The organism is Microvirga sp. 2MCAF35, assembly GCF_052115545.1.
Classification (GTDB): Bacteria; Pseudomonadota; Alphaproteobacteria; order Rhizobiales; family Beijerinckiaceae; genus Microvirga.
On the sequence record NZ_JBFRGW010000019.1, the window covers coordinates 21,008 to 45,149 of the forward strand.

At 63.3% G+C, this 24,142-nt stretch carries 30 protein-coding genes and 1 tRNA gene; 17 read left to right on the forward strand and 14 right to left on the reverse strand.

Translation table 11 applies throughout. The annotated features are described in order from the left end of the window. Positions 1 to 26: 26 nt before the first annotated feature. The 3 genes from AB4097_RS11575 to AB4097_RS11585 all read left to right on the forward strand — a co-directional run bounded on the left by AB4097_RS11575 (position 27) and on the right by AB4097_RS11585 (position 1,734). Positions 27 to 770: a helix-turn-helix transcriptional regulator gene (locus AB4097_RS11575; protein ID WP_442039593.1), complete on the forward strand. Its 744-nt coding sequence runs from the start codon at positions 27 to 29 to the stop codon at positions 768 to 770. A gap of 87 nt (positions 771 to 857) precedes the next feature. After that, a complete protein-coding gene (locus AB4097_RS11580; RefSeq protein WP_442039595.1) occupies positions 858 to 1,499 on the forward strand; it encodes an acyl-homoserine-lactone synthase in 642 nt (213 codons plus the stop codon). After that, positions 1,486 to 1,734 carry a hypothetical protein gene (locus AB4097_RS11585; protein ID WP_442039597.1) on the forward strand — a complete coding sequence of 83 codons (249 nt, stop codon included), beginning with the start codon at positions 1,486 to 1,488 and terminating at the stop codon, positions 1,732 to 1,734. The genes AB4097_RS11580 and AB4097_RS11585 overlap by 14 nt, the downstream gene beginning before the upstream one ends. A gap of 79 nt (positions 1,735 to 1,813) precedes the next feature. Here the strand turns inward: AB4097_RS11585 and AB4097_RS11590 are convergent, their stop codons facing one another. Then, positions 1,814 to 2,308: a YciE/YciF ferroxidase family protein gene (locus AB4097_RS11590; RefSeq protein WP_181053972.1), complete on the reverse strand. Its 495-nt coding sequence runs from the start codon at positions 2,306 to 2,308 to the stop codon at positions 1,814 to 1,816. A 146-nt stretch (positions 2,309 to 2,454) separates the two neighbouring features. On the opposite strand from AB4097_RS11590, the gene AB4097_RS11595 reads away from it, so the two are divergent. Then, a complete protein-coding gene (locus tag AB4097_RS11595; protein ID WP_442039709.1) occupies positions 2,455 to 2,682 on the forward strand; it encodes a YgaP-like transmembrane domain in 228 nt (75 codons plus the stop codon). A 204-nt stretch (positions 2,683 to 2,886) separates the two neighbouring features. Here the strand turns inward: AB4097_RS11595 and AB4097_RS11600 are convergent, their stop codons facing one another. After that, positions 2,887 to 3,156 carry a GlsB/YeaQ/YmgE family stress response membrane protein gene (locus tag AB4097_RS11600; RefSeq protein ID WP_442039599.1) on the reverse strand — a complete coding sequence of 90 codons (270 nt, stop codon included), beginning with the start codon at positions 3,154 to 3,156 and terminating at the stop codon, positions 2,887 to 2,889. A gap of 146 nt (positions 3,157 to 3,302) precedes the next feature. Here AB4097_RS11600 and AB4097_RS11605 point away from each other — a divergent pair, with 146 nt between their 5' ends. Next, complete coding sequence (locus tag AB4097_RS11605; protein ID WP_442039601.1) at positions 3,303 to 3,470, forward strand: hypothetical protein; 168 nt, start codon at positions 3,303 to 3,305, stop codon at positions 3,468 to 3,470. Positions 3,471 to 3,782: 312 nt separating this feature from the next. Here the strand turns inward: AB4097_RS11605 and AB4097_RS11610 are convergent. From AB4097_RS11610 to AB4097_RS11620, 3 genes are all read right to left on the reverse strand, one after another. Continuing rightward, positions 3,783 to 3,859: transfer RNA gene (locus AB4097_RS11610), tRNA-Arg, on the reverse strand. 105 nt (positions 3,860 to 3,964) lie between these two features. Continuing rightward, complete coding sequence (locus AB4097_RS11615) at positions 3,965 to 5,401, reverse strand: sensor histidine kinase (RefSeq protein ID WP_442039603.1); 1,437 nt, start codon at positions 5,399 to 5,401, stop codon at positions 3,965 to 3,967. 186 nt (positions 5,402 to 5,587) lie between these two features. Then, on the reverse strand, positions 5,588 to 6,382 hold the full coding sequence (locus tag AB4097_RS11620; RefSeq protein WP_442039605.1) for a TVP38/TMEM64 family protein: 795 nt from the start codon (positions 6,380 to 6,382) through the stop codon (positions 5,588 to 5,590). A 279-nt stretch (positions 6,383 to 6,661) separates the two neighbouring features. On the opposite strand from AB4097_RS11620, the gene rpmH reads away from it, so the two are divergent. From rpmH to yidC, 3 genes are read left to right on the forward strand one after another with little or no spacing between them, the layout of a single operon-like run. Beyond that, positions 6,662 to 6,796 carry a 50S ribosomal protein L34 gene (gene rpmH / locus AB4097_RS11625; protein WP_027314822.1) on the forward strand — a complete coding sequence of 45 codons (135 nt, stop codon included), beginning with the start codon at positions 6,662 to 6,664 and terminating at the stop codon, positions 6,794 to 6,796. A gap of 18 nt (positions 6,797 to 6,814) precedes the next feature. Continuing rightward, positions 6,815 to 7,249 carry a ribonuclease P protein component gene (gene rnpA, locus AB4097_RS11630; RefSeq protein WP_442039607.1) on the forward strand — a complete coding sequence of 145 codons (435 nt, stop codon included), beginning with the start codon at positions 6,815 to 6,817 and terminating at the stop codon, positions 7,247 to 7,249. Next, on the forward strand, positions 7,242 to 9,101 hold the full coding sequence (gene yidC, locus AB4097_RS11635) for a membrane protein insertase YidC (RefSeq protein WP_442039609.1): 1,860 nt from the start codon (positions 7,242 to 7,244) through the stop codon (positions 9,099 to 9,101). The genes rnpA and yidC overlap by 8 nt, the downstream gene beginning before the upstream one ends. A 57-nt stretch (positions 9,102 to 9,158) precedes the next feature. Here yidC and AB4097_RS11640 read toward each other — a convergent pair whose 3' ends face one another. Beyond that, complete coding sequence (locus AB4097_RS11640) at positions 9,159 to 9,743, reverse strand: NUDIX domain-containing protein (protein ID WP_442039611.1); 585 nt, start codon at positions 9,741 to 9,743, stop codon at positions 9,159 to 9,161. A 159-nt stretch (positions 9,744 to 9,902) separates the two neighbouring features. Between AB4097_RS11640 and AB4097_RS11645 the strand changes: the two genes are divergently transcribed. The 5 genes from AB4097_RS11645 to AB4097_RS11665 all read left to right on the forward strand — a co-directional run bounded on the left by AB4097_RS11645 (position 9,903) and on the right by AB4097_RS11665 (position 14,504). Continuing rightward, positions 9,903 to 11,498, forward strand: a complete 1,596-nt coding sequence (locus AB4097_RS11645; RefSeq protein WP_442039613.1) for a CYTH and CHAD domain-containing protein — start codon at positions 9,903 to 9,905, stop codon at positions 11,496 to 11,498. Between the two features lie 54 nt (positions 11,499 to 11,552). Further along, on the forward strand, positions 11,553 to 12,209 hold the full coding sequence (gene yihA / locus AB4097_RS11650; RefSeq protein WP_442039615.1) for a ribosome biogenesis GTP-binding protein YihA/YsxC: 657 nt from the start codon (positions 11,553 to 11,555) through the stop codon (positions 12,207 to 12,209). After that, positions 12,206 to 12,574 carry a DUF423 domain-containing protein gene (locus AB4097_RS11655; protein ID WP_442039617.1) on the forward strand — a complete coding sequence of 123 codons (369 nt, stop codon included), beginning with the start codon at positions 12,206 to 12,208 and terminating at the stop codon, positions 12,572 to 12,574. The genes yihA and AB4097_RS11655 overlap by 4 nt, the downstream gene beginning before the upstream one ends. 75 nt (positions 12,575 to 12,649) lie before the next feature. Next, positions 12,650 to 13,555 (forward strand): acetylglutamate kinase, encoded by a 906-nt coding sequence (gene argB, locus AB4097_RS11660; RefSeq protein ID WP_442039619.1) that lies wholly within the window; start codon positions 12,650 to 12,652, stop codon positions 13,553 to 13,555. Between the two features lie 217 nt (positions 13,556 to 13,772). Further along, positions 13,773 to 14,504 carry a pyrimidine 5'-nucleotidase gene (locus AB4097_RS11665; protein WP_442039621.1) on the forward strand — a complete coding sequence of 244 codons (732 nt, stop codon included), beginning with the start codon at positions 13,773 to 13,775 and terminating at the stop codon, positions 14,502 to 14,504. A 283-nt stretch (positions 14,505 to 14,787) separates the two neighbouring features. On the opposite strand, the gene AB4097_RS11670 is transcribed toward AB4097_RS11665, so the two are convergent. Beyond that, positions 14,788 to 15,291 carry a YciE/YciF ferroxidase family protein gene (locus AB4097_RS11670; protein ID WP_114944743.1) on the reverse strand — a complete coding sequence of 168 codons (504 nt, stop codon included), beginning with the start codon at positions 15,289 to 15,291 and terminating at the stop codon, positions 14,788 to 14,790. 140 nt (positions 15,292 to 15,431) lie between these two features. Further along, on the reverse strand, positions 15,432 to 16,619 hold the full coding sequence (locus tag AB4097_RS11675; RefSeq protein WP_442039624.1) for a DNA recombination protein RmuC: 1,188 nt from the start codon (positions 16,617 to 16,619) through the stop codon (positions 15,432 to 15,434). Between the two features lie 198 nt (positions 16,620 to 16,817). Here AB4097_RS11675 and def point away from each other — a divergent pair, with 198 nt between their 5' ends. Genes def through truA form a run of 4 tightly spaced genes read left to right on the forward strand, consistent with a single transcriptional unit; the run spans position 16,818 to position 19,516 of the window. Further along, a complete protein-coding gene (gene def / locus AB4097_RS11680; protein WP_442039626.1) occupies positions 16,818 to 17,336 on the forward strand; it encodes a peptide deformylase in 519 nt (172 codons plus the stop codon). Next, entirely contained in the window at positions 17,333 to 18,265 is a 933-nt protein-coding gene (fmt, locus tag AB4097_RS11685) for a methionyl-tRNA formyltransferase (protein ID WP_442039628.1), read from the forward strand. Before def ends, fmt begins: the two co-directional genes overlap by 4 nt. Before the next feature lie 8 nt (positions 18,266 to 18,273). Continuing rightward, positions 18,274 to 18,768, forward strand: a complete 495-nt coding sequence (locus tag AB4097_RS11690; protein ID WP_442039630.1) for a GNAT family N-acetyltransferase — start codon at positions 18,274 to 18,276, stop codon at positions 18,766 to 18,768. A gap of 1 nt (position 18,769) precedes the next feature. Continuing rightward, positions 18,770 to 19,516: a tRNA pseudouridine(38-40) synthase TruA gene (gene truA / locus AB4097_RS11695; protein ID WP_442039632.1), complete on the forward strand. Its 747-nt coding sequence runs from the start codon at positions 18,770 to 18,772 to the stop codon at positions 19,514 to 19,516. 58 nt (positions 19,517 to 19,574) lie between these two features. Here the strand turns inward: truA and AB4097_RS11700 are convergent, their stop codons facing one another. The 6 genes from AB4097_RS11700 to AB4097_RS11725 all read right to left on the reverse strand — a co-directional run bounded on the left by AB4097_RS11700 (position 19,575) and on the right by AB4097_RS11725 (position 24,119). Next, positions 19,575 to 20,165: a hypothetical protein gene (locus AB4097_RS11700; protein ID WP_442039634.1), complete on the reverse strand. Its 591-nt coding sequence runs from the start codon at positions 20,163 to 20,165 to the stop codon at positions 19,575 to 19,577. 109 nt (positions 20,166 to 20,274) lie between these two features. After that, on the reverse strand, positions 20,275 to 21,435 hold the full coding sequence (gene dapE, locus AB4097_RS11705) for a succinyl-diaminopimelate desuccinylase (protein WP_442039636.1): 1,161 nt from the start codon (positions 21,433 to 21,435) through the stop codon (positions 20,275 to 20,277). Beyond that, complete coding sequence (locus AB4097_RS11710) at positions 21,432 to 21,752, reverse strand: hypothetical protein (RefSeq protein WP_442039638.1); 321 nt, start codon at positions 21,750 to 21,752, stop codon at positions 21,432 to 21,434. The genes dapE and AB4097_RS11710 overlap by 4 nt, the downstream gene beginning before the upstream one ends. 83 nt (positions 21,753 to 21,835) lie before the next feature. After that, on the reverse strand, positions 21,836 to 22,678 hold the full coding sequence (gene dapD / locus AB4097_RS11715) for a 2,3,4,5-tetrahydropyridine-2,6-dicarboxylate N-succinyltransferase (protein WP_442039640.1): 843 nt from the start codon (positions 22,676 to 22,678) through the stop codon (positions 21,836 to 21,838). A 444-nt stretch (positions 22,679 to 23,122) separates the two neighbouring features. Then, complete coding sequence (recR, locus tag AB4097_RS11720; RefSeq protein WP_442039642.1) at positions 23,123 to 23,728, reverse strand: recombination mediator RecR; 606 nt, start codon at positions 23,726 to 23,728, stop codon at positions 23,123 to 23,125. Positions 23,729 to 23,798: 70 nt separating this feature from the next. Continuing rightward, the gene (locus AB4097_RS11725) at positions 23,799 to 24,119 is read right to left on the reverse strand and encodes a YbaB/EbfC family nucleoid-associated protein (protein ID WP_262028359.1); all 321 of its coding nucleotides are present in this window, start codon (positions 24,117 to 24,119) and stop codon (positions 23,799 to 23,801) included. Between the last annotated feature and the right edge of the window lie 23 nt (positions 24,120 to 24,142).

Here is a 24,142-nt window from a genome sequence, read left to right on the forward strand (position 1 = left end):
CCATATAGGTTGTATATCCCTCGGAGATGCCCTTGAGCGGACGCGCCTTCGACCATGCGACGGAAGCCTTCGCCTTCATCGACAGCCTCGATGACCTAACCAGCCCGGACGACGTGGTGGAGGCGGTCGCGGGAACCTTTTCCCTGTTCGGCTTCGAGAACTTCATCATGACGGGCCTTCCGAACCCGAAGGAGCGTTTCGAACAGGTCGTCCTGCTCAAGAAGTGGCCCATGGGCTGGTTCGATATTTATGCCAAGCAAGATTACGTAAGGTCAGATCCGATTATCCGCCTCTGCAAGAACACCACCCAGCCTTTCGAGTGGTCGGAAGCACCCTACGACCGCATGGCGGAGCAAAAGGCCGCCGAGGTCATGGACAGGGCTACTGATTTCAGGATGCGGGACGGCTTCTGCCTGCCCATTCACGGGATCAACGGCTACGAGGCCTGCTTCTCCATGAGCGGCGTGGACCTGGACCTCTCCCCTCGAACGAAGCCCGCCCTCCACCTGATGGCCATGTATGCCTTCGAGCGCGCCCGGCGGCTGCTCGAGGCCCGGCCGCCCATCGTCCAAAACTTGCTCACGCCACGGGAGCGAGAAACCCTGATCTGGGCCGCTGCAGGAAAATCGGCGGCAGATACGGGCGAGATCCTCGGCATCACGGAGCGCACAGTGACGGCCCACATCGTCAGCGCCTGCCAGAAGCTCGAGGCGGTGAACAAGACCCAGGCCGTTGCGCGGGCGCTGCAGTACAAACTGATCCGGTTGTGATGTCTCACCTGTAATTTCCTACAATATCTTTCTTTCGTCGGACGCGAGAAGACTTCTTCACTCATAATGAAGGGGGAACGGCATCCGATGACGAAAATTCATGTGATCGCCAGGCAAAACCAGCACTTATACAAGGACCAATTGGAAGAATACTTCCGCCTCAGGCACGAGATCTTCGTCAAGGAGCGCGGGTGGCGCGATCTGCATCGTCCCGATGGACGGGAGATCGACGTCTACGACAACGACGACGCGGTTTATCTTCTGGCCATTGACCAGGACCGGGTCGTGGGAGGCCAGAGGCTCTATCCGACCGTTCTGCCCCACATGCTGAGCGAGGTTTTCGGCCACATGGCGCACCGGGGCATACCCCGGGCCGACCGTATCTTCGAGTGGACGCGGTATTTCGTCGTTAGGGAACGGCGCATGGGACGGACGGATTGCCGCCTCCTCGCGGCCGTGCAGCAGTTCTGCCTGGAGGAAGGCATCACGGAGCTCACGGCGGTGGTCGAGATGTGGTGGCTGCCCCGCTGGCAGCAGGTTGGCTTCAAGGTGAAACCCCTGGGACTGCCGACCATGATCGAGGGCCAGCCCTGCATCGCGGCGGCGATCACGATTTCACGGGAGAGCCTGGAGCAGGTTCGGCGCCTTGCCGGATTGCGCGGCTCCCTGCTCGTTCGCGATTCGCAGCTATCTCCTGTCCTTGATCGGGTGCCCTATGTCGCTGCCTGAAGAGAATTCTCCCCTCACCTGCATCATCCAGGACGAGCTGATCGACCGTGCCTCCCAGAACATGGCGCATTGCCTGGCGCAGCTTCCTGCCATCGCGCGCCTGAGGCTCTTGGCCTTCCTCCATCTGGTGGAATATCCGGATACGATGAGAGCCTCGCTTGAGATCACGCCGTCGGGATCCATGCGCCTGACTCTGGACACGAAGGTCGCGCCGGATCCGGCTCATCGGCATTGATCCACCTGTCCGAAGGGCCTCGACAAACAGAACGGTCTCGCGCCCACAAGGCGCGAGACCGTTCTTTCGAAGGCGCGGTTTAGGCGGCCTTGGTGTTCACGCGCGCCTCGGCAAGCTGGGTCAGCAGCTTGTCGGTCTTCTTCTCCTCCTCGAGGTTCTGGTCGAGGAGCTTCACGGCATCGTTCAGGCCCAGCTCGCCGGCCCAGGTCTTAAGGGAGCCGTAGCGGGTGATCTCGTAGTGCTCGACGGCCTGCGCGGCGGCGAGAATGCCAGCATCGAGAGCCTCGCTGTCTGCGAAGTCCTCCATGACTTCCTTGCCTTCCTCGATGATGCCGTTGATGGCTTCGCACTGTACGCCACGAGCCGGCTTGCCGAGCATCTCGAACACCTTCTCCAGGCGCTCGATCTGCCCTTCCGTCTCTTCGCGATGGGTCTCGAAGGCCTGCTTCAGTTCCTCGGAATCGGCGTTCTTCGCCATCCGCGGCAGGGCTTTCAGGATCTGTTTCTCGGCGTAGTAAACATCCTTCAGCGTATGAAGGAACAGATCGTTCAGGGTCTTTTCCTTGGCTGCCATCGTAACAACTCCTTCGTTGGGTGTGGACTCAACGAAGGTCAAGCTTCGGGGTTCCTGCTCGATTTCTCGCTTCTCGTCGCAGGGGAACAACACGGCTTCGCGTCGCGTTCGGCCAAGATCAAGGAAGGAGAACAGACGTGACGAACATGATGGACGGAGAGCCCAACCTCAGCACGGTCGAGCGCGGGGCCTACATGCTGGCTGGCCTCGGCCTTGCGGCGGCGGCCGCCAAACCACGCCCCAATCCCCTTCTGAACATCCTCGCGCTTGCAGGCGGTTCCTATCTCGCCTGGCGCGGCTATATGGGCAATTGTCCCATCAAGGCGGCCCTCATGGGCTCGAACGACCAGGATCGCATCGCCCATCACGGTTAAAACATCAGCCCCAAGGCAGACGCTGCTTTGGGGGTCCATCCCATGCAAGAAGGGCCACAGTCTCGCTGTGGCCCTTGGCGTTAGAGCATCGAACGCAAAAGTGGGAACCGGTTTTGCGTGAGAACATGCGAGAGAACAAAAACTAAAGCATCGGACGTGAATTCGAATTCAGGTCCGATGCTTTGGTCTCGATCCTGGAACCGATCAATACGACGACGTCGACGAGCGGCGTCCGACGATCAGGCCATAGATGAAGAGCACGACGATGGCGCCGACGATAGCGCCGATGAAGCCTGCCCCCTCGTCGGCCCGGTACCAGCCCAGAGCCTGCCCGAGATAGGTGGCGACAACGGCACCCACGATGCCGAGGATGGTCGTCATGATGAAGCCGGCGGGTTCGTTCCGGCCGGGCATGATCCATTTAGCGATCACGCCTGCCACGAAGCCGATGATGATGGTCCAGAGAATGCTCATGTTGCGGTCCTTGGTCTGCGTTGCCTCCACAAGGAACGCACATCTTCGGCTAAGGTTGCGGCCAAACCATGCTCCAAAACTCCATTTCATCATCTCGCCGCACTTGCGACGGACGCTTGCGCTTCGTTCACAGGGAGAAGCACGCCATGAATGCTGCTGGAGACCATTGGAGTTACGAGGCCGTCCAAGCCCTCCTTTCCCTCGCACGTGAAGGAGCCCCGGTGTCGGTGATCAGCCTGAAACTGAAACGGCCGGTCACGGAGGTTCGAGCCAAGCTCAACGACCTCGGCATCACTCCGGCGGCCGAGGTGTAGAACCCTCGAGACCTGGATGTCCGAGCAAGGGGCTGCCGCGCTGGCTTCGATCCCAGGCCGATGCCCCCGCTAAACACCCCCTCACCTCATCCTGAAGAGCAGCGAAGCTACGTCTCGAAGAATCCTCCAGTGCTCTCTGGCCCCTCTTTCGAGACGGCGCTACGCGCCTTCTCAGGATGAGGGAGGAGTGTTGGCCATAAAGACGCCATGAACGGCGCCAGGCCGTTCATGGCGTTCAAAACGCATACAGAGTCCAGACGCTCAGGAACTGAGCCTCGAACTCTTGTCTTCATCAATTCTAGTTAAGGAAAATGGCGCGCCCGAAAGGATTCGAACCTCTGACCCCCAGATTCGTAGTCTGGTGCTCTATCCAGCTGAGCTACGGGCGCTTGGTCGGCCGGTCGTTGCGGGGAGCAACGTTCGCCGAGGCCGCTGACATAGAGGCATCTGATCCGCTTGGCAAGCCTCTTCGTGCAGAAGATGTGCGGAAAGCCTCAGTTCGATCCCGACACGGACGGCCGGTCCGGGATCGCGATCTTGAAGCAGGTCGTGCCGTGGCTCTCGTCGAGCGCGATCGTCCCGCCGTGGAGCTGGACCAGTTCCGCCGCGATCGGAAGGCCCAGGCCCGTGCCTCCCTTCTGGGCCGAGCCCTGGAAGGGCGTGAACAGGGTCGTCTTCGCCCGTTCGGGAAGGCCCGGGCCGTTGTCCTTGATGAGGATGCACACCGTGCCATCCTCCCGGGAGGCGGACACATCGATCCGGGGCCGCCCCTCGGGCGATCCGGTCTGGCTCAGGGCCTGGACCGCGTTGCGGACTACGTTCACCAGAACCCGAGAGAGCTGGTCCGGATCGGCGTCGACCATCAGGTCGTCGGGCACCTGGGCTTCGAAGACGATGCCGACCTCCGGCGCGAGGTCCGTCAGGTTCGACAGTTCCGCGATCAGGGGTGCCAGGGGAATCAGGCGCCGTTGCGGCAGGGGCTCCGTGGCCCGGCCGTAGGCCAGGGTGGTCTCGCAGAAGGCGATGGCCCGGTCGAGGGTGTTGACGAGCCTGGGAGCGATGCGCTGAACGCTCTCGTCGCTGACGTTGTCGAGACGATCCGTGAGAAGCTGGGCCGTGGTGAGCATGTTGCGCAGCTCGTGATTGATCTTGCTGACCGCCAGCCCCAGCTGCGCCAGTCGGCGCTTCTGGCGTAGCTCATCGGCGAGCGTCGTCTCCATGCGGGCGAGCGCCTGTTCGGCGAGACCGATCTCGTCGACGCGGTCGGTTGGCTGAATGACCCGTGACGCATCCTCCGGGTTGCTTGAGAATTCCGCGATGTTCCCGGTGAGTCTCTGCACGGGACGCACGATCACCCATTGCAGGGTGAGATAGACGAGAATCGCCGTGATGCCGGAGATGAACAGGGAGAGGAACAGGATGTTGCGTGAGAACTTGATCATGGCTTGGCGCAGGGGCGCCTGATCGAGGATCATCTCGACGAACTCGACCCCCATGCCCGCTCCGATGACGCGAATCGGCTTATCCGCGGGGTTGAACAGGACGGAGAAGGCGTCCTGTACCAGGGTCGGCCAATGGGCATCGCGCAGATCGACCGTCTTGCTTACCTCGTTCGGCATCTCGCCCGAGGCCAGCAGGCTCCGGCGCCCGCCCCCCTTCAGGGCGATGGCCTTGGCGCCGACCCCGTGCAGGAGGCGCAGTTCCAGTTCCTCCGTCAGGCTTTCCTCCGGCGCGGCATCGAGGACCATGGCGGCGATCTGCGCCGCCGCCAGCCGGTCGTTCAGCCATGTGAACCGGAAATTGGCCACGGAGGGCACATAGATGAGCACCTCCGCGATCATCACGAAGAGCACGGTCAACAGGAGCAGACGCGCGGAAAGCCCGAACTGGCTCAGGATGCGTCCTGTGAGAGTGGTCGGCTCGCGGCTCATTCCCGTTTCATTCCAAGCGGCGGCCCCAGGCGGCTGGTCGCCACGATCATGGATTGTGGGCCGACGATTCGATAAACGCCACCACTGTCCCCAACATGGACTGGGATAAAGGGTGACGGGAATGAATCAATCCCGATCGCGATGTTCTGTGCCGGGTCCGATGCCCCATCCCCGCCTGCTCGACCATCAATCCTCGCCGGCGGACCGCTTGCGCCGGTATTTCAAAGCCGCCGGAACCAGTGCCAGGAATCCCAGGATAGCTAGAGCGATCAGGAATTCCGGCGTCAACAGGCTCCGGGGGTCGAAATCGACCGCGCAATCGCTTCGGTCGGCCGCCTGGCATTCGGCCAGAAGCTTCTCGTGCCGGGATAGGGCCTCGTCGAGGCCCGAGCCGGCGAAAGCGAACGCCAAGGACACCGGCAGGATACCCAGCTGGGTCGCCAGCACGAAGGTTCTCGCGGGCATGCCGAAAAAGGCGGCGGCGAGATTCGTCAGCCAGAAGGGCACTGCGGGAATCAGGCGCAAGGAGAGAAGATAGAAGAAGGCCTGCGTCCGAAAGCCCGCCGCGAGAGCCTGGATCCGGACGCCCGCGCTCTCGAGGAGCGGACCTCCCAGGGACGTACGGGCGACCAGGAATAGGCCGGTCGCCCCCAGGGTCGCCGCAACCGAGGCCGTAAGTCCGCCGACGGCCCAGCCGAACAGATAGCCGCCGACGGTCGTCAGAAGAGCGGACACCGGCAGGGACAGGGTGACGGCCGCCGCGTAGATGACGGCAAACAACCCGAGCATGGTCAGGCGATGGGCGGCGACATGGTCCTGTAGCCAGGCTTGATAGCGCATGAACGTCTCGAAGCTGAAGGATCGGTGCAACCCCGACGCAAAGATGGCGGCGAGGGCCAGGACGAAGATCGCGAGCGGCAGGATGCGCAGGATACGGCCCGTTCTTTTTGCGCTATGAGGGTTCTGTTGCGGATCGTCCACGACTTCTCCTTGTTTTCATGCCTTATGTAGTGCCCGACAGCGCAGGGTCCTATGGATTTCTACGGGCATGGTGAGGGAAGCGAAGCCGCCGGGCCGATTGCCGCATAAGGGCCAGAGCGGCGTTGACTTTGGCCCTCCGTTCCTTCATAAGCCCGCAAGCTGACAGCGCTCTTCTGGGGCGCTGATCGTTTTTTCGAGACAGTTTCGGGGGCAGCCCCAACTTAACCAGACGGGCGCGAGCCATCGAGCACCGCTGCCCCATTCGACCGGAGATGTGCCGTGAAGAGGACGTATCAACCGAGCAAGCTGGTTCGCAAGCGCCGCCACGGCTTTCGTGCGCGCATGGCGACCAAGGGTGGCCGCAAGGTCATTGCCGCTCGCCGCGCCCATGGCCGCAAGCGCCTTTCGGCGTAAGCAGCTTAGGATCGCCCGATGCGCGAACCTCGCGCAGAGCAAAGCCTCGGGCGTCTGACGAAAAGACCTGACTTCGTCGCGGCGGCCTCTGGCCGCCGCTTTCATACCGAGCGGATGTCGGTTCAGGCTCGGCTGCGCGAGGGCTCGGGCCTCGGCCTGCGCTTCGGCCTCACGGTCACGAAGCGTGTCGGCCACGCCACCGAGCGCAACCGGATCAAGCGCCGGCTCCGGGCCGCCATTCCTGCGGCGGGCCAGGATTACGCGAATATCGATGCGGACGTCGTCATCATCGGACGACGCGACATCCTCTCCGCCGATTTCGATCTGCTCATCGACGATCTTCGGCGCGCGCTGCGGACGGTCACCAAGCCGAGAAGCGCACCGCCTGCAGAGCGTCGGCCCTCTTCCTCACCTCCCCCCAACGGCGAGCGTCGCGGACATTCCCATGCGTGAAGACAACAGAAACCTCATCGTCGCCATCGCGCTATCGCTGGCGATCTTGCTCGGCTGGCAATATTTTTATGCGGCACCTCAGGCCGAAAAGCAGCGGCAGGCAGCCCAGCAGGCACAATCCACGCAGGTGAACCCCACGGCGCCGAACCCGCCGGCAAGCCCGAGCCAGGCCGGCGGAGCCTCGCCCACCGTGCCGGGAACCGTCCCGAGCACGCCGACGGCCCCGTCCGTTCAATCCCGTGAGGCGGCCCTTGCCGCTTCGCCGCGCGTCGCCATCGACACGCCGGCGATCTCCGGCTCGATCAACATGCGCGGCGGGCGCGTCGACGACGTGTCCCTCAAGCATTACCGCGAGACGGTGGACCCCAAGAGCCCGATCATCGTGCTCCTTTCGCCCACCGGCACCCAGAACCCGTATTACGCGGAATTCGGCTGGATCGGTACCGAGGCTGGCAGCCTGCCGAACCAGAACACAGTCTGGACGGCCGACAAGACCTCGCTCACCCCCGGCAGCCCCGTGACCCTGACCTGGCAGAACGAGCAGGGCCTGGTCTTCCGGCGCACGATCTCGGTGGACGATAAGTACATGTTCACGGTCAAGGACGCGGTCGAGAACCGCGGCTCGGCTCCCGTGACGCTGCAATCCTACAGCCTCGTGTCCCGCCACGGAAAGCCCGTGACCCTCGGCTATTACGTGCTGCACGAAGGCATGATCGGCGTTCTCGGCGACAACGGGCTCCAAGAGGTCACCTACGCGAACCTGGACAAGAAGGAGCCGATCTCGGGCGGCAGCACGGTCGGCCAGATCTGGAATTCGGTCACCGGCGGCTTCCTCGGCATCACCGACAAGTACTGGGCGGCGGCGGTCATCCCCGACCAGACGCAGCCCTTCCAGGGCTCCTTCACGTCGCAGCAGGGCCAGACGACGGATCGCACGTACCAGGCCACCGTGGCCGGTGCGTCGCAGACGCTCCAGCCTGGCGCCACCACGGAAGTGACCCAGCGCCTGTTCGCCGGCGCCAAGGAAGTCGCGACCGTCGACGGCTATCACAACGCCCTGAACATCAAGAACTTCGATCTCCTGATCGATTGGGGCTGGTTCTACTTCATCACCAAGCCGCTCTTTAAGGTTCTGGACTTCTTCTTCCGCCTGTTCGGTAATTTCGGCATCGCGATCCTGCTCGTGACCGTGATCCTGAAGGGCCTGTTCTTCCCGCTCGCCAGCAAGTCCTATCGCTCCATGGCGAAGATGAAGGCGGTGCAGCCGGAGATGGCCTCGATCCGCGAGCGCTATGCCGACGACAAGATGAAGCAGCAGCAGGCGCTGATGGAGCTCTACCGCAAGGAGAAGATCAACCCGGTCGCCGGCTGCTGGCCGGTGCTGATCCAGATCCCGGTGTTCTTCGCGCTCTACAAGGTGCTCTTCGTCACCATCGAAATGCGCCATGCGCCGTTCTTCGGCTGGATCCGCGACCTCGCGGCTCCCGATCCGACTTCGATCTTCAACCTGTTCGGCCTCCTGCCCTACAATCCGGGCGCCGTGCCGGTGATCGGCCACTTCCTGATGCTCGGCTTCTGGCCCATCATCATGGGCTTCACCATGTGGCTGCAGATGAAGATGAACCCGGAGCCGCCGGACCCGGTGCAGAAGCAGGTCTTCTCCTGGATGCCGGTGATCTTCACCTTCATGCTCGGCTCGTTCCCGGCCGGTCTCGTGATCTACTGGGCCTGGAACAATCTCCTGTCGGTCACCCAGCAGGGCTTCATCATGCGCCGCAACGGCGTGAAGATCGAGCTCTGGGACAACCTGCGCAAGACCTTCAGCCGCAAGGCCAGCCCGGCCAAGGGCTGAGCGGCAACCGATCGAAACAAGCAAAAACCCCGGGTTTCGACCCGGGGTTTTTCTTTGTCAGGTCCTTGCAAGACCTTTGAGCTTCAGGTGCTGGAGCAGCATGATGGTCTTGCCGTCGACGATGAGACCCTGATCCACCAGGGCGAGGGCTTCATCGAGCGCCATTTCCAGCACCTCGATGTCCTCTCCCTCATGCCTGTCGCCCCCGCCCTCGCCGATACGATCCTGCGGCGAATAGCGGGCGATGAAGAACATCAGCCGCTCGGTCACGCTGCCGGGGCTCATGAAGACGTGGAAAACGGGCTCGGTCTCGCGCAGCCTGCAGCCGAGTTCCTCCTCCGCCTCCCGGCGGATGCAGGTTTCCGGATCGTCCTTGTCGAGAAGCCCCGCGCAGGCCTCGATCAGAGGCTCGGAATGGCCGCTCACATAGGCGGGCAGCCGGAACTGGCGGACGAGCAGCACAGTGCCACGTTCAGGATCGTAGGGCAGGATTACGGCGCCATGGCCGCGATCATAGGTCTGCCGGACCTGCCGTTCCAGGCTGCCGTCCCGGCGCCGGTAGTCGAAGGTGAATTTCTTGAGGATGGCCCAATCGTCGGAGAGGATTTCGACCGAGCGGATGAGAATGGGAGCGTCCGTCATGTGCGAGCCTGAATCGTTTTTCCATCGCGACACAGCATGGCGGCAGTCCGGTCGGATGCACTCCTCCGGTTTCGTAGAAGAGTGATAGATTTCTGGTAGCCGCTCCCTGAAAACCCAGCAGGCGATCTTCCACGTGGCTTTCATCGTGAATCGCTCTACATGATCGCCACAGGAAAACCGGAGACACGGCTGGCCATGAATGCCGGATGGCAGGACAAGACGGGACATGGGAAGGCCAGCGAGATCGAGCTGAAGCTGGAGCTCGCCGCGGACGCCGCAGGCAAGCTCCTTCGCCATCCGGTGATGTCCGAGGCCCGGGCGCTTCCCGACCAGGGCGGAGCCCTCCATGCCGTCTATTACGATTCGACGGATTGCGCCCTGCACAAGGCCGGGCTGACCCTCCGGGTCCGGCAGGGGAACGGTCGGAGCACACAGACCATCAAGGCCGAACGCAAGGCGCGGGGCCTCGCCCTCGACCGCGGCGAATGGGAAACCCCGGTCGATGACGGGCCCGATCTCGCGGCGGCGGCCGGCACGCCCCTTGCTCCCCTGGTCGCCACGGATTCCATCCGCCACGACCTGAAGCCGGTCTTCACCGTGGACACGGACCGGCAAGCCTTCGAGATCAAGCGCGACGGCGCCACGATCGAACTCGCCCTCGACGAGGCCAGAACGTCGACCGAGGCCGGCTCGGAGCAGTTCTGCGAGGTCGAACTGGAGTTGAAGGACGGGGATCCGTCAGTCCTTTTCTCCCTCGCCGACGATCTTGCCGACAGCATCCCGCTTCGTCTTTCACCCGTGACGAAATCCGAGCGCGGTTACCGGCTTCTGGGTCAAGCGGACGGCATGCCGATCAAGGCGGGCCGGATCGTCATTCCGACCCAGGCCTCGTGCGCCGAAGCGTTCCAGATGATCGCACGCGCCTGCCTGTCCCAGATCATCCGGAACGAAGCGCTTCTGCGCCGGAGCAGCGATCCCGAGCTGGTGCATCAGACGCGGGTCGGGTTCCGGCGGCTCAACGCGGCGATCTCGCTGTTCGAGCCGATGTTGCGGGACCGGGACAGCGAGGCCGTCCGGGCCGAGCTCCGATGGGCGGGCAAGAAGCTCGGCCTCGTTCGCGATCTCGACGTTCTGATCGCGCGGCTGCGCAAGGCCGACGACCACGATAGTGGCCCGCAGGTTCTGGAAGAAGCCGTACGGCTTCGAGCCGAGGCCTTCGAGCGCCTCCTGAGAACCCTGTCCAAGCCCCGCTTCATGAGGGCGGTCCTGAAAGCCGCGACATGGATCGAGACCGGTCGCTGGCTCACGCGGCGCAAGCCGTCCGTCAGGGCCGCACGGGACATGCCCGCTCAAGCACGGGCGACCGAGGAATTCGCGCGCCGCTGGCGGCGGATCCGGCGGGGCGCACGGCAGATGACCGCTCTGAGCGGAGAGGGCCGCCACACGCTTCGCATCCGCATCAAGAAGCTGCGCTACGGCGTGGAGTTCTTCGCCACCCTGTTTCCGGGCATTCCGGCGAGGAAAAGCCGCAAGGCCATGCTGGACCTTCTGGAGGGCCTGCAGGACATCCTGGGCAAGCTGAACGACATGGAGGTGAGCAAAACCCTGCTCGACCCGCCGTTCCGGAAATTGGTCCGCAGGGCTGCCGGAGACACGAAAAGGCGCGAACGCAAACTCCTGTCCCAGGCCGAAAAGGCCTCCAAGAAGCTCGCCAAGGCCGAGCCGTTCTGGGCCGCAGCGCCCCAAGAGACCTGAAAAGCTTGAGCGAGGTGCCTTGAACTCCGGGCACCAAGCGCCGATAAGGGCCCCATGACCGATATGGAACCTGATACCGACCCCTTTCTCGAGATCGGCCGCAAGCTCTTTGCCGGCGAGGCGGATTTCATCTGGGCCGCGAACTCGCTGAAGAACCTGCCGCCCATGAGCAAGGTGGAGATCGCCTTCGCGGGCCGCTCCAATGTCGGCAAGTCGAGCCTCGTGAATGCGCTGACCGGGCGCAACACGCTGGCTCGCACCTCGCATACGCCGGGCCGCACCCAGCAGCTCAACTTCTTCAACATCAACGACCGCTTCCATCTGGTCGACATGCCGGGCTACGGCTATGCGGCCGTCGAGAAGCAGAAGGTCGCGGCCTGGACGCAGCTGATCCACGACTACCTTCGCGGTCGCGCGAGCCTCGCCCGCGTCTACGTGCTGATCGACGCCCGCCACGGCATCAAGCCGGTCGACGAGGCGGTTCTCGAAACCCTCGGCACGGCCGCCGTCTCCTACCAGATCGTCCTGACGAAAGCCGATGAGCTGAAGAAGGACGAGCTCGACAAGCGCATGGCCGACATCCTCCAGAAGATCGAGAAGCGCGCCGCCGCCTTCCCCGAGATCCTGCCGACATCGAGCCGCACGGGTTTCGGCATTCCCGAGCTGCGTGCCGGGGTCGCCAAGCTCCTGAGTGAAAGAGGCGCGGGATGAACCTCGCCGCCCGGATCCTGATCGTCCTGGCCTCGCTCTCAGGCCTTCTCGGCGTCGGATTGTCCGCGGCCGCGGCTCACATCACGGGCGGGAATCTCGCCACGGCGGCGCAGTTCCTGCTGTTTCATGCCCCCGCCCTGCTGGCCCTCGTCGCCCTGATGACGGCCGGGGCCGTGAACCCCATGCTGGCCCAGATCGCCGGCTACGTCCTGGTTCTCGGCCTCGTCCTGTTCTGCGGCGACCTTTCCCGCCGCGCCTTCTCCGGCGTGGCGCTCTTCCCCAGGGCCGCGCCGACAGGCGGCATCCTCCTTATGGTGGGCTGGCTCCTGGTCGGAATCTCGGCCCTTCTCCGCCTGAGGGTCTGAACTCCTGTTTGCAGCGGCCCGTCCTTGAGCTAGAAGGCAGGCCGTTTGATCCCGATACCTGCGCCGGAGCCGTTCATGTCCGATCCGTCCATCCCCCTTCCCGACGTTCATGTGCAGGCGGAGGTGCTTGTGCAGGCTCTGCCGCACATGCAGCGCTATGACCAGCAGGTGGTGGTGATCAAGTATGGCGGCCATGCCATGGGCGACCGCGCCGCGGCCGAGGACTTCGCCGAGGACGTGGTCCTGCTCGAGCAATCGGGCATCAAGCCGATCATCGTCCATGGCGGCGGGCCGCAGATCGGCAAGATGCTGGAAAAGCTCGGCATCAAGTCCGAGTTCAAGGGCGGCCTGCGCGTCACGGACGAGGCCACGGTCGAGGTCGTCGAGATGGTGCTCGCGGGCTCCATCAACAAGCAGATCGTCGGCTGGATCGGCGCCGAGGGCGGCAAGGCCGTTGGCCTCTCCGGCAAGGACGGCAACATGGTCACCGCCCGCAAGGTGACTCGCACGGCCGTCGACCCTGATTCCAACATCGAGAAGGTGGTGGATCTCGGCTTCGTGGGCGAGCCGGAGCACGTGAACCGCGCCGTCCTGGACCAGGTTCTCCAGGCCGAGCTGATCCCCGTCCTCGCCCCTGTGGCGACCGGGCATGACGGCCAGACCTACAACGTCAATGCCGACACCTTCGCGGGCGCCATCGCCGGCGCCATGACGGCAAAGCGCCTCCTGCTGCTCACGGATGTTCCGGGGGTTCTCGACAAGAACAAGAACCTCATCCCGGAAATGACCATCGAGGATTGCCGCCGCCTGATCGCCGACGGCACCATCACGGACGGCATGATCCCGAAGATCGAGACCTGCATCTATGCCCTGGAAAGGGGCGTGGAAGCGGTCGTCATCCTCGACGGGAAGGTACCCCATGCGGTGCTGCTGGAGCTGTTCACCGACCACGGTGCGGGCACCCTGATCCGCAGGGGTTAAGGTCAAGCATCGGACCCAAAAGTGGATTGCACTTTTGGGATTTATTCCGATGCTCCACTCTTTGAAGAGCGCATCGTTCAAGGCGAAAAACCGGATCCACTTTTCGCTAGCGCGGCCCGCTGGGTCCGCACGATGCGCTATCCCTTCACGGATCGGCCGAAAGAGCCTATATATTTGTCAGTGGGGCCGCACGGCCCCATTGTCGTCTTTGGGATCCATGAACGCTAAGCCGCCTGTCGAAAACCACCTGTCGTCGCCCGACTCCCGTCAATTCGCCCATGTGGAGACGTGGGTCTTCGACCTGGACAATACGCTCTACCCGCACACTTCGCGGATCTGGCCCCAGGTCGACGAGCGGATCACGCTTTATGTCGCCAACTTCTTCGGCATCGACGGCCTCTCTGCCAAAGCTTTGCAGAAGTACTTCTATCATAAGCATGGCACGACCTTGCGGGCGCTGATCGAAGAACACGACATCGATCCGGCCGACTTCCTCGATTTCGCCCACGATATCGACCACACGGATATCGAGCTGAACCATAGCCTGGGCGAGGCCATCGAGAAGCTGCCTGGCCGCAAGCTCATCCTCACCAACGGCTCGCGCAAGCATGCGGAGAACGTGGCGAGGAAGATCGGCATTCTCGACTATTTCGAGGACGTGTTCGACATTGCCGCCTCGAACTTCGTGCCCAAGCCCGACCGGCGTGCCTACGAAGTCTTCCTCGACAAGCACGGGGTGGAGCCGGCCCGCGCGGCCATGTTCGAGGACATCGCCAAGAACCTCACGGTGCCGCACGAGCTCGGCATGACCACCACGCTCATCGTGCCCAAGACCTTCGACCCGTTCCGGGAGAGCTTCGAGCAGGAGGCCGTCCGGACGCCGGATATCGACTACATCACCAACGATCTGGCGGACTTTTTGCGCGCCTATGCGTTGCCGGTGAAGTAGAGGCGGATTGGTTTCCTCCCCTCGACGTCATGGCCGGCCTTGTGCCGATGATCCTGGCTTTTCTCACACTCCGACCTCATCCTGAGGAGGTGCGCAGCACCGTCTCGAAGGATCATCCAGCACGCACTGAAGACGCCCTCGTCCTTCGAGACGGTCGCTCTGCGACCTCCTCAGGATGAGGGCTTATGGGTTGGGGCGGCCATGACAGCATTGAAGAACTCCGTCACGCAAAACAAAAATGGCCCCCTTTCGGAGGCCATTTCAGTTCCATCGGCCGAAAACCTTACGCGGCCTTCGTGTTGATCTTGCTCTCGGCGATCCGGTTGAGCTTCTGATCGGTGGACTTTTCCTGATCGAGGATCTGGTGGAGGACGCCGGCGCAGTCTTCGCGGCCGAGCTGCTTGGCCCAGGCGACGAGCGTGCCGTAGCGGGTAATCTCGTAGTGCTCCACGGCCTGCGCAGCAGCCAGGAGCGCCGCGTCGAGAACCTGCGGATCGTCGATGTCGCCGGCAATGTCCTGGGCTTCGTCGATGATGCCGTCGATGGCCGGGCAGGTCACGCCCTTCGGGTCGTGGCCATGCATGCGGAACACCTGCTCGACCATCTGGATCTGCTGCTGGGTTTCGCCGAGATGGGTCTGGAACGCCTGCTTCAGCTGCGGGTCACTCGCCTTCTCGATCATCTCCGGCAGCGCCTTCGTGATCTGCTGCTCGGCGTAGTAGATGTCCTGCAGGGTGTGGATGAAGAGATCATCCAACGACTTGATGTCCTTCGAGAAAAGGCCCATAGCGCAATCCTTCCCAAAATCCGTGATGTACTGATCGTCAAACGCCACCATGCTCATGGCGTGTCGTGCAGCGTGGGAAGAACGTTGCGGGAGAAAGGCGGTTCCCGGCGCAACCTTCATGAACGCATCGTCGGATGCTTTTATTCCACGGCCCGGAGATTCCGACCCTGAAGACGCAGCCACTCGGCCCGCGCCTCGGTCTCATCCTCGTCGAATTCCAGAGTCTCGATCTTTTGGCCGCGCTTGACGATCTTGTCGGCAGAGACCCGGATCTGCGAGACATCCTCTTGGGCCTGTCGGAAGTGGGTGTCGAGCTTCGCCACCCGGGCGTCCAGGCGCACCACGTCCTCCAGGAGCTTCTGCACCTCGACCTGGATCACTCTTGCCTCCTCGCGGATGCGGGCATCGCGGACCAGGGCCTGCATCACCTGGATGGCCAGGGTCAGGAGCGAGGGCGACACGATGACGATGCGGGCGCGGTGAGCCTTCTGGACCACGTCGTCGAAATGCTCGGCCAGATCGGCATAGATGGATTCCGCCGGGACGAAGAGCATCGCGATGTCCTGGGTCTCGCCCGGGATCAGGTACTTCTCTGCGATGTCCTTCACGTGCACGAGCATGTCGTTGCGGACCCTCGCGGCCGCGCGGCCGCGCGCTTCATCGCCCTTGGCCTCCCGGAAGAGGGTGAAACCCTCCAGCGGGAACTTGGCGTCGATCACGAGGCCGCGCCCGTCGCCGGGCAGGCGTACGAGGCAATCGGGTCTCGTGCGGTTCGACAAGGTCGCCTGGAACTCGAAGGCGTTGGCCGGAAGCCCGTCGCGGACGATCGCCTCCATCCGCCCCTGCCCGTAGGCGCCACGGGTCTGCTTGTTGGAGAGGATGTCCTTCAGCCCCACGATCTCGCCAGTGAGGCTCGTCAGGTTCTGCTGCGCCGCATCGATGACGGCTAGGCGCTCGTTGAGCTTGGAGAGGTTCTCCGACTGGTGGCGCGTGGAAGCCTCCAGCCCCTGCCCGACCCGGTGCTGCAATCCATCGATGCGCTCCGAGATCATGCGGACGAAATCGCTCTGGCGGGAGCCGAAAACCTCGGCCATGGTCCGCATCCGGCCGGTCATTTCCGACTGGATGCGGGTGAGTTCGGCCACCTTGTCGTCCATTTCCCTGGCCCGCTCGTCCGCGATGGCGGCCTCCAGGGCCCTCTCCCGGCGGGTCCGCAGGAGAAGCATGGTCACAATCAGGAGGAGGACGAGGCTCAGCCCGGCCATGCCCATGACGATCTGCCCCCAGGTCAGGGGAGTCTGGCCGAGGATCAGGACGACATCGTTCATGGGGCCTATAGTTCCGGTTGACGGACGCATCCGAACACAAGTGCCTCGTGCGGAAAAGAGGATTCCACTTTTCCGCGAAAACGATGCACTCATGAATGATAGGCATCGGATCGGTCCCAAAAGGGTGGACACTTTTGGGTCCGATGCTCAAGACGAACGATTTGACCATCCTTTCGCAAGCGCTTATCTCCCGCGATCATGAGTATCAGACCCCTCGTCATCATTCCCGATTCCAAGCTCCGCCTGGTTTCCGAACCCATCAAGGAAATCACGAGCGAGATCCGCCAGCTGGCCGACGACATGCTGGAAACCATGTACGACGCCCCCGGCGTCGGCCTCGCCGCCATCCAGATCGGCGTGCCGGTCCGCATGGTGACCATGGACGTGTCCAAGTCCGACGACGAGCGTCAGCCGATGGTTCTCATCAATCCGGAGATCACCTGGGCGTCGGAGGAGAAGCGGGTTTACGAGGAGGGCTGCCTGTCGATCCCCGAATATTACGAGGAGGTCGAGCGTCCCGACCGGGTGCGGTTCCGCTTCATGAACCTGAAGGGTGAGACCATCGAGCAGGATGCGGACGGCTTGCTCGCGACCTGCGTGCAGCATGAGATCGACCATCTGAACGGGGTCCTGTTCATCGACTACCTGTCCAAACTCAAGCGCGACCGGGTCATGACCAAGTTCAAGAAGGCGGCCAAGCGCGAGGCCGGGGCATGAGCCTGCGCGTCGTCTTCATGGGCACGCCGGATTTCGCTGTGCCGACCCTGTCCGAGATCGTCGGCCAGGGCCATGACGTGGTGGCCGTCTATACCCGCGCGCCCGCCGCGGCCGGACGCGGCATGGAGCTGAAGCCCTCCCCGGTCCACCGGATGGCGGATCGTTTCGGCTTTCCCGTGCTGACGCCGAAAACCCTCCGCACGGAGGAAGCCGCCGAGATTTTCCGTAGCCATAACGCTGACGTGGCGGTGGTGGTGGCCTACGGCCTGCTGCTGCCGAAGGCCATCCTGGAGGCACCGGAACTCGGCTGCCTCAACCTCCACGCCTCCCTGCTCCCGCGCTGGCGTGGCGCGGCACCGATCCAGCGGGCCGTCATGGCCGGCGACCGGGAGACCGGCGTCGCCGTCATGAAGATGGAGGAGGGCCTGGATACCGGTCCCGTTGCCATGGTCGAGCGGGTGGCGATCACGCCGGACATGAATGCCGGCGAACTCCACGACCGCCTCATGGTCCTGGGCGCCGACCTCATGGTGCGGGCGCTCGCCGCCCTCTCCCGCGGGGGCCTGGGCTTCACGCCCCAGCCCGAGGAGGGCGTGACCTATGCCCATAAGCTCAAGAACGAGGACGCGTTGATCGACTGGTCGAAGCCGGCACAGGCCGTACACGACCACATTCGCGGGCTCTCGCCCTTCCCGGGCGCCTATTTCACGGCCGATTTCGGCAAGGGCCCGGAGCGGGTGAAGGTTCTCAGGGCGGCCTTGGGAAAAGGTTCAGCTTCGCCCGCGACACTGCTCGACAACGATGGTACAATATCCTGTGGCGAGGGTGCGATCCGCCTGATTCAGGTTCAGCGTGCCGGAAAGGGCCCCGTGGCCTTCGAAGAGTTCCTGCGGGGCGTGAGGCTTGGTCCGGGCGCCAAATTCGCGTGAGGTCCAGCATGGAGGTTCGTCTGGAGGAATCCGCCGACTGGGCGGGGCTCTGCGCGATTTATCAGGCCGCGTTCGGGCAGCTGGCTGAAGCCAGTCTCGTCCAGCGCCTGCGCAACGATGGCGACCTGATTCTGTCCCTCACGGCCTATGGAGCGGAACCGGTCGGGCATATCGCCTTCTCCCGCCTGACCCTCCACGAGGCCCCTTCCGTCAAAGGCTGCGGCCTGGCTCCTCTCGCGGTGATTCCCGCCAATCAGGGGCAGGGGGTGGGGGGCCATCTCATCGAGGAAGGCCTGAAACGGATGAAAGCCAAGGGATTCGACTTGGTGCTCGTCCTGGGCGAGCCGGACTATTATGGCCGCTTCGGTTTCTCGACGGCGCTGGCGCGCAGGTTCAAGACGCTCTATGACGGCCCCTATCTTCAGGCCCTTGCCCTTTCCGACCATGGGAAAGAGGCTCACGGCCCGGTCACTTACGCCAGAGCCTTCGCAGAACTGAAATAACATGCCTCGCTACAAGCTTGTCGTCGAATACGACGGCACGCCCTTCACCGGTTGGCAGCATCAGACGAACGGGCTCTCCGTGCAGCAGGCGGTGGAGGATGCCATCGCGCGCTTCACGGGCGCGGCGGTGCGCATCCATTGCGCCGGGCGGACGGATTCCGGGGTTCACGCCACCCATCAGGTCGTTCACGTGGACCTGGACAAGGACTGGCGGCCGGACACGGTCCGCGACGCCACCAACGCTCACCTGAAGCCCGCTCCCGTGGCCATCCTCTCGGCTGAAGCCGTGCCCGAGACGTTCCACGCCCGCCTCTCCGCCGTGAAGCGCCACTACGTTTATCGCATCCTCAACCGCCGCGCGCCCCCAGCTCTGGACGCGGACCGGGTCTGGCATGTGGCCTGGAAGCTCGACGCCGACCTGATGCACGAGGCCGCGCAGACGCTGATCGGACGGCACGACTTCACTACCTTCCGGGCCGCCGAGTGCCAAGCCAACAGCCCGGTCCGCACCCTCGACCGGCTCGACGTGGAGCGGATCGGCGACGAGATCCGCATCTATGCTTCCGCGCGGTCGTTCCTGCACCATCAGGTGCGCTCCATGACGGGAACCCTGGAGCGGGCCGGCGCGGGACGCTGGTCGGTGGAGGACGTGCGCGACGCCCTCGATGCGCGCGACCGCAGGCGCTGCGGGCCGATGGCTCCGTCGACGGGGCTTTATCTGATCGGCGTCGATTATCCCGAACTCTAAGATTTTGTTTGTCGCATCTTTACACGCAAAACCGGTTCCCACTTTTGCGTTCGATGCTTCAGCCTAGAAGCCCCCGCATCGCCGTTCCGATGACGGAATTGAGCACGATGCCGAGCACCACGATGCCGAGCGCCGGAAGGCTCGCGATCTTCAGCGTCTCCTTGGTGGCGAACCATTGCAGCCGCACGATGATGATCGCGAAGGCGAGAGCGAACAGGCTGGCGAGCCCCGGAGGCGCCCAGCCGAGCAGCATGAGCATCGCCGGCACCGAGAGCACCAGCATCCCGACGACGGAGATCCAGTTCGTCACGATGACGAAGGGCACATAGGTCTTCTCAAGCCGGAACCACCGGGCGATCCCGATCATGGCGACCGGCAGGGCGATGAAGCCCGCCACGTGGCCGAGAGCGACGACGAGGTCGATCCAGAAACTGTCGAGCAGAGGCCGGTCCGGCTGGAGGATGCCGAGGCGCAGGCGCTCGAAGGCGAGCGACACCACATAAGCCGGAAGCGTCAGCCAGATCGCCGTGAAGGAGCGCCAGAAGCCCCGCTCGCTCATGTCGAAGGATTTCAGGCCCTCGGACCTGCTGTTGAGCAGGTCGAGCGTCCCCCTGAACGAGCGATTGACCTCATCAGCCGTAACGATCATCGGCGGCCTCATTTTTCGAAGACGGTTGCCCTCGAAAAATGGACGGCGCCTGCAAAACGTTCCGGCCTTTCTCCGACTTTAGTTTAAACGGTCAAGTTTCCGGTCGGACTCACCCGGCAAAATAGGCGTCCAGCACCTTGCGGTAAATCGTTGCGAGACGATCCAAATCGCCTACGGCCACCCGCTCGTCGATCTGGTGCATGGTCTGTCCGACGAGGCCGAATTCGACGACGGGACAGTCCTTCACAATGAAGCGAGCATCCGACGTGCCGCCCGTGGTGGACAGCTTCGGCTGCGAGCCGGTCTCCGCCTTGATGGCATCGGCGATGAAGCCCACGAACTCGTTTGGTGGGGTGAGGAAAGCTACCGCGTTGGTCGGCTCCATCGTCAGGGTGTAGCGCACAGTGTTGCCGGCAGCCTCGCGCAGGCGGCGCTCGATCTCCACCTCCAGGCTGTGCGGCGTCCAGAGATCGTTGAAGCGGATGTTGAAGGTCGCCTTCGCCTCGGCCGGGATCACGTTGGAGGCCGGATTTCCGACGTCGACAGTGGTCACCTCGAGGTTCGAGGCGTCGAAATGATCCGTCCCCCGATCGAGCGGCTCCTTCAGCAGCCCATCGAGCAGGCGCATCATGCCAGGAATCGGATTGTCCGCGAGATGCGGATAGGCCACGTGCCCCTGCTTGCCCTCGATGACGATCCTGCCTGTGAGCGACCCGCGACGTCCGATCTTGATCATGTCGCCGAGCTGGTTGGGGTTGGTCGGCTCGCCCAGGATGCAGTGATCGAAACGCTCTCCGCGTCCCTTCGCCCACTCAAGCAGCTTCACCGTGCCGTTGACCGCAGGCCCCTCCTCGTCGCCCGTGATCAGGAAGCCGATGGAGCCTTTGAAGTCCGGGTGATTGCGAATGAAGTCGAGCGCTGCCGCCATCATGCAGGCGATGCCGCCTTTCATGTCGACCGCGCCGCGCCCGTAGAGTTCGCCGCCATGGATCTCGCCGCCGAACGGATCGTATTGCCACCGACTCGCATCGCCAGGAGGAACCACGTCCGTATGCCCGGCGAAGAGCAGATAGGGCTCGCCCTTGCCGTAGCGGGCATAGAGATTTTCCACATCCGGTGTGCCGGGCTCGGAGAAGACCGGCCGATGAACCTCGAAGCCCGCCTCCTTCAGTACGCTTTCGATGAAGGAGAGAGCGCCACCCTCTTCCGGTGTCACGGACGGGCAGCGTAGGAGGGATTGGGCTAGGGAGACAACGTCAGTGACTTTCACCGCTTACTCCAACCGATGGAAGACAATTCCTCACCGAATACCATTCCCAGGTAAATGATGAAGAACAAGATCAGGAGCGGGCTGCTCATGACGACTGCTGCCGGAACATATGCCTCGATAAAGAACGCAATAATTATCAGCAGATAGGCGGGTATGGACCACCAACCACTCACGCCAAGATACCTGAACCGCTTGGCAAAGAGCGGAATAGCAACGATCGATGTAACAAGACCGGCTGCAAGCGATAAAAAAGCATCATGCTTTTCTCGTTGCGCAACTGTCCAATCGTTCAGGTAGTCGGCGGTATCTGTGAACAAAAGAACCCCCAAGATCCCGCCCACCAAGAAGAGGACCCCACCGAGTACTGAGAATATAATGAACGGGGCCCTGGACATAAGGTTTAATCTCTAAGCAGCTCGTTGATCCCCGTCTTGGCGCGGGTCTGGGCGTCGACGCGCTTTACGATGACGGCGCAGTAGAGCGACGGGCCGGGGGTGCCGTCCGGGAGCGGCTTGCCGGGGAGAGAGCCGGGGACGACCACGGAATACGGCGGCACGCGGCCGACGAAGACCTCGCCGGTGTTGCGGTCGACGATCTTGGTCGAGGCCGAGATGAACACGCCCATGGAGAGCACCGAGCCTTCGCCCACGACGACGCCTTCTACGACCTCGGAACGGGCGCCGATGAAGCAATTGTCCTCGATGATCGTCGGGTTGGCCTGGAGCGGCTCCAGCACGCCGCCGATGCCGACGCCGCCCGAGAGATGCACGTTCTTGCCGATCTGGGCGCAGGAGCCGACCGTCGCCCAGGTGTCGACCATGGTGTTCTCGTCCACATAGGCGCCGAGATTGACGAAGGAGGGCATCAGCACCACGCCGGGGGCGATATAGGCACCGCGCCGCACGGTGCAGTTTGGGACGGCGCGGAAGCCCGCGGCCTTGAACTCAGTCTCGGACCAGTTGTCGAACTTGGACGGCACCTTGTCCCACCAGACGGCATGGCCCGGCCCGCCCTTGATGACGCTCATGTCGTTGAGGCGGAAGGACAGCAGCACGGCCTTCTTCAGCCACTTATGCACCTGCCACTCGCCGCCGGTCTTCTCGGCCACGCGGGCCTTGCCGGAATCGAGAAGGTTCATCGACTCCTCGACGGCTTCGCGGACGGCGCCGGTCGTCGAAGGATTCACATTGGCCCGGTCCTCCCAGGCGGCGTCGATGGTGCGGGCGAGATCAGCGGTGGACATGGGCAACTCGGGTCAGGGTTTCGCTGCCGCCTGATTAGCAACGGCGCTCACACCTGTCACGTCATGATCTGCGGCCAGCATGAGAACCACGCTTGTCATTCCCAGCCGGAGCGAAGCGGAGGGGAAGGGAATCTATAGCTCCACGCCTGTGGGTGGATCCCCTTCCCGCACTTCGTGCGCCGGGGATGACACCCTCCACGTCATGGCCATCCCAGGCTGAAAAGCCCCCTTGCTGTCATTCCGGGGCCGCGAAGCGGAACCCGGAACCCATAGCCGCTGACGGTGGAGGAAGAGGCGCAACGCTGCTCGCTCATTCCTTCCGCGTCGTGATTATGGGTTCCGGGTTCACCTGCGGCGCCCCGGAATGACAGCGGTGGGGGAGCGCTTCTCCAATCGGGATCACCGGCATCGTGCGATGATGACGTCGGAGATATCGGAGCCGCTTCAGAACGACGTGCGCTGCCGGATCGCCGCCGAGAGCGTGCCCTCGTCGAGATAATCGAGCTCGCCGCCGACGGGTACGCCGTGGGCGAGCTTGGTCACCTTCACGGGCAGATGGGCGAGCAGCTCGGTGATGTAATGGGCCGTGGTCTGGCCGTCGACCGTGGCGTTGAGCGCCAGGATCACCTCGTTCACGCCGGGCTCGGAGGCACGCGCGACGAGGCGCTCCAGGTTCAGGTGCTCGGGCCGCACGCCGTCGAGCGGCGAGAGCACGCCGCCGAGCACGTGATACCTGGCGCTGACCGCGCCGGACCGCTCCAGCGCCCAGAGGTCCGACACATCCTCCACGACCACGAGGATGGACGGATCGCGCTTGGCATCCCGGCAGACAGTGCAGGGATCCGATGTATCGACATTGCCGCAGGACGAGCATACGACGATGCGCTCGTTGGCGATGCGCATGGCATCGCTCAACGGGTTGAGCAGCGTCTCGCGCTTCTTGATGAGATGGAGCGCCGCGCGCCGCGCGGAACGCGGTCCCAGGCCCGGCAGGCGGGCGAGGAGCTGGATCAGGCGCTCGATCTCGGGACCGGCGACGTGTTGAGCCATTCAGGTTCTCTTCTTGCTTTTGCCGCATCGCCTCATGCGAAGAACCGGTACCCACTTCTTCGCGCGATGCTCAGAACAGCTTCAGCCCCGGAGGCAGCGGCAGGCCCTTGGTAATGCTTTCCATGCGCTCCTGGGTGACGCGCTCGGCCTTGCCGCGAGCATCGTTCATGGCCGCGACGATGAGATCCTCGAGGATCTCCTTCTCGTCCGGGTTCATGAGCGAGGGATCGATGTTGATGGATTTCAGGCTGCCCTTGCCGGTCACCTTCACGGTCACGACGCCGCCACCGGCGGAGCCGTCGACTTCCAGGGTGTCGAGCTCGGCCTGGGCGTCCTGCAGCTTCTGCTGCATGGCCTGAGCCTGCTTCATCAATCCCATGATGTCCTTCATGACCGTGTCCTCAATCTCAAAAA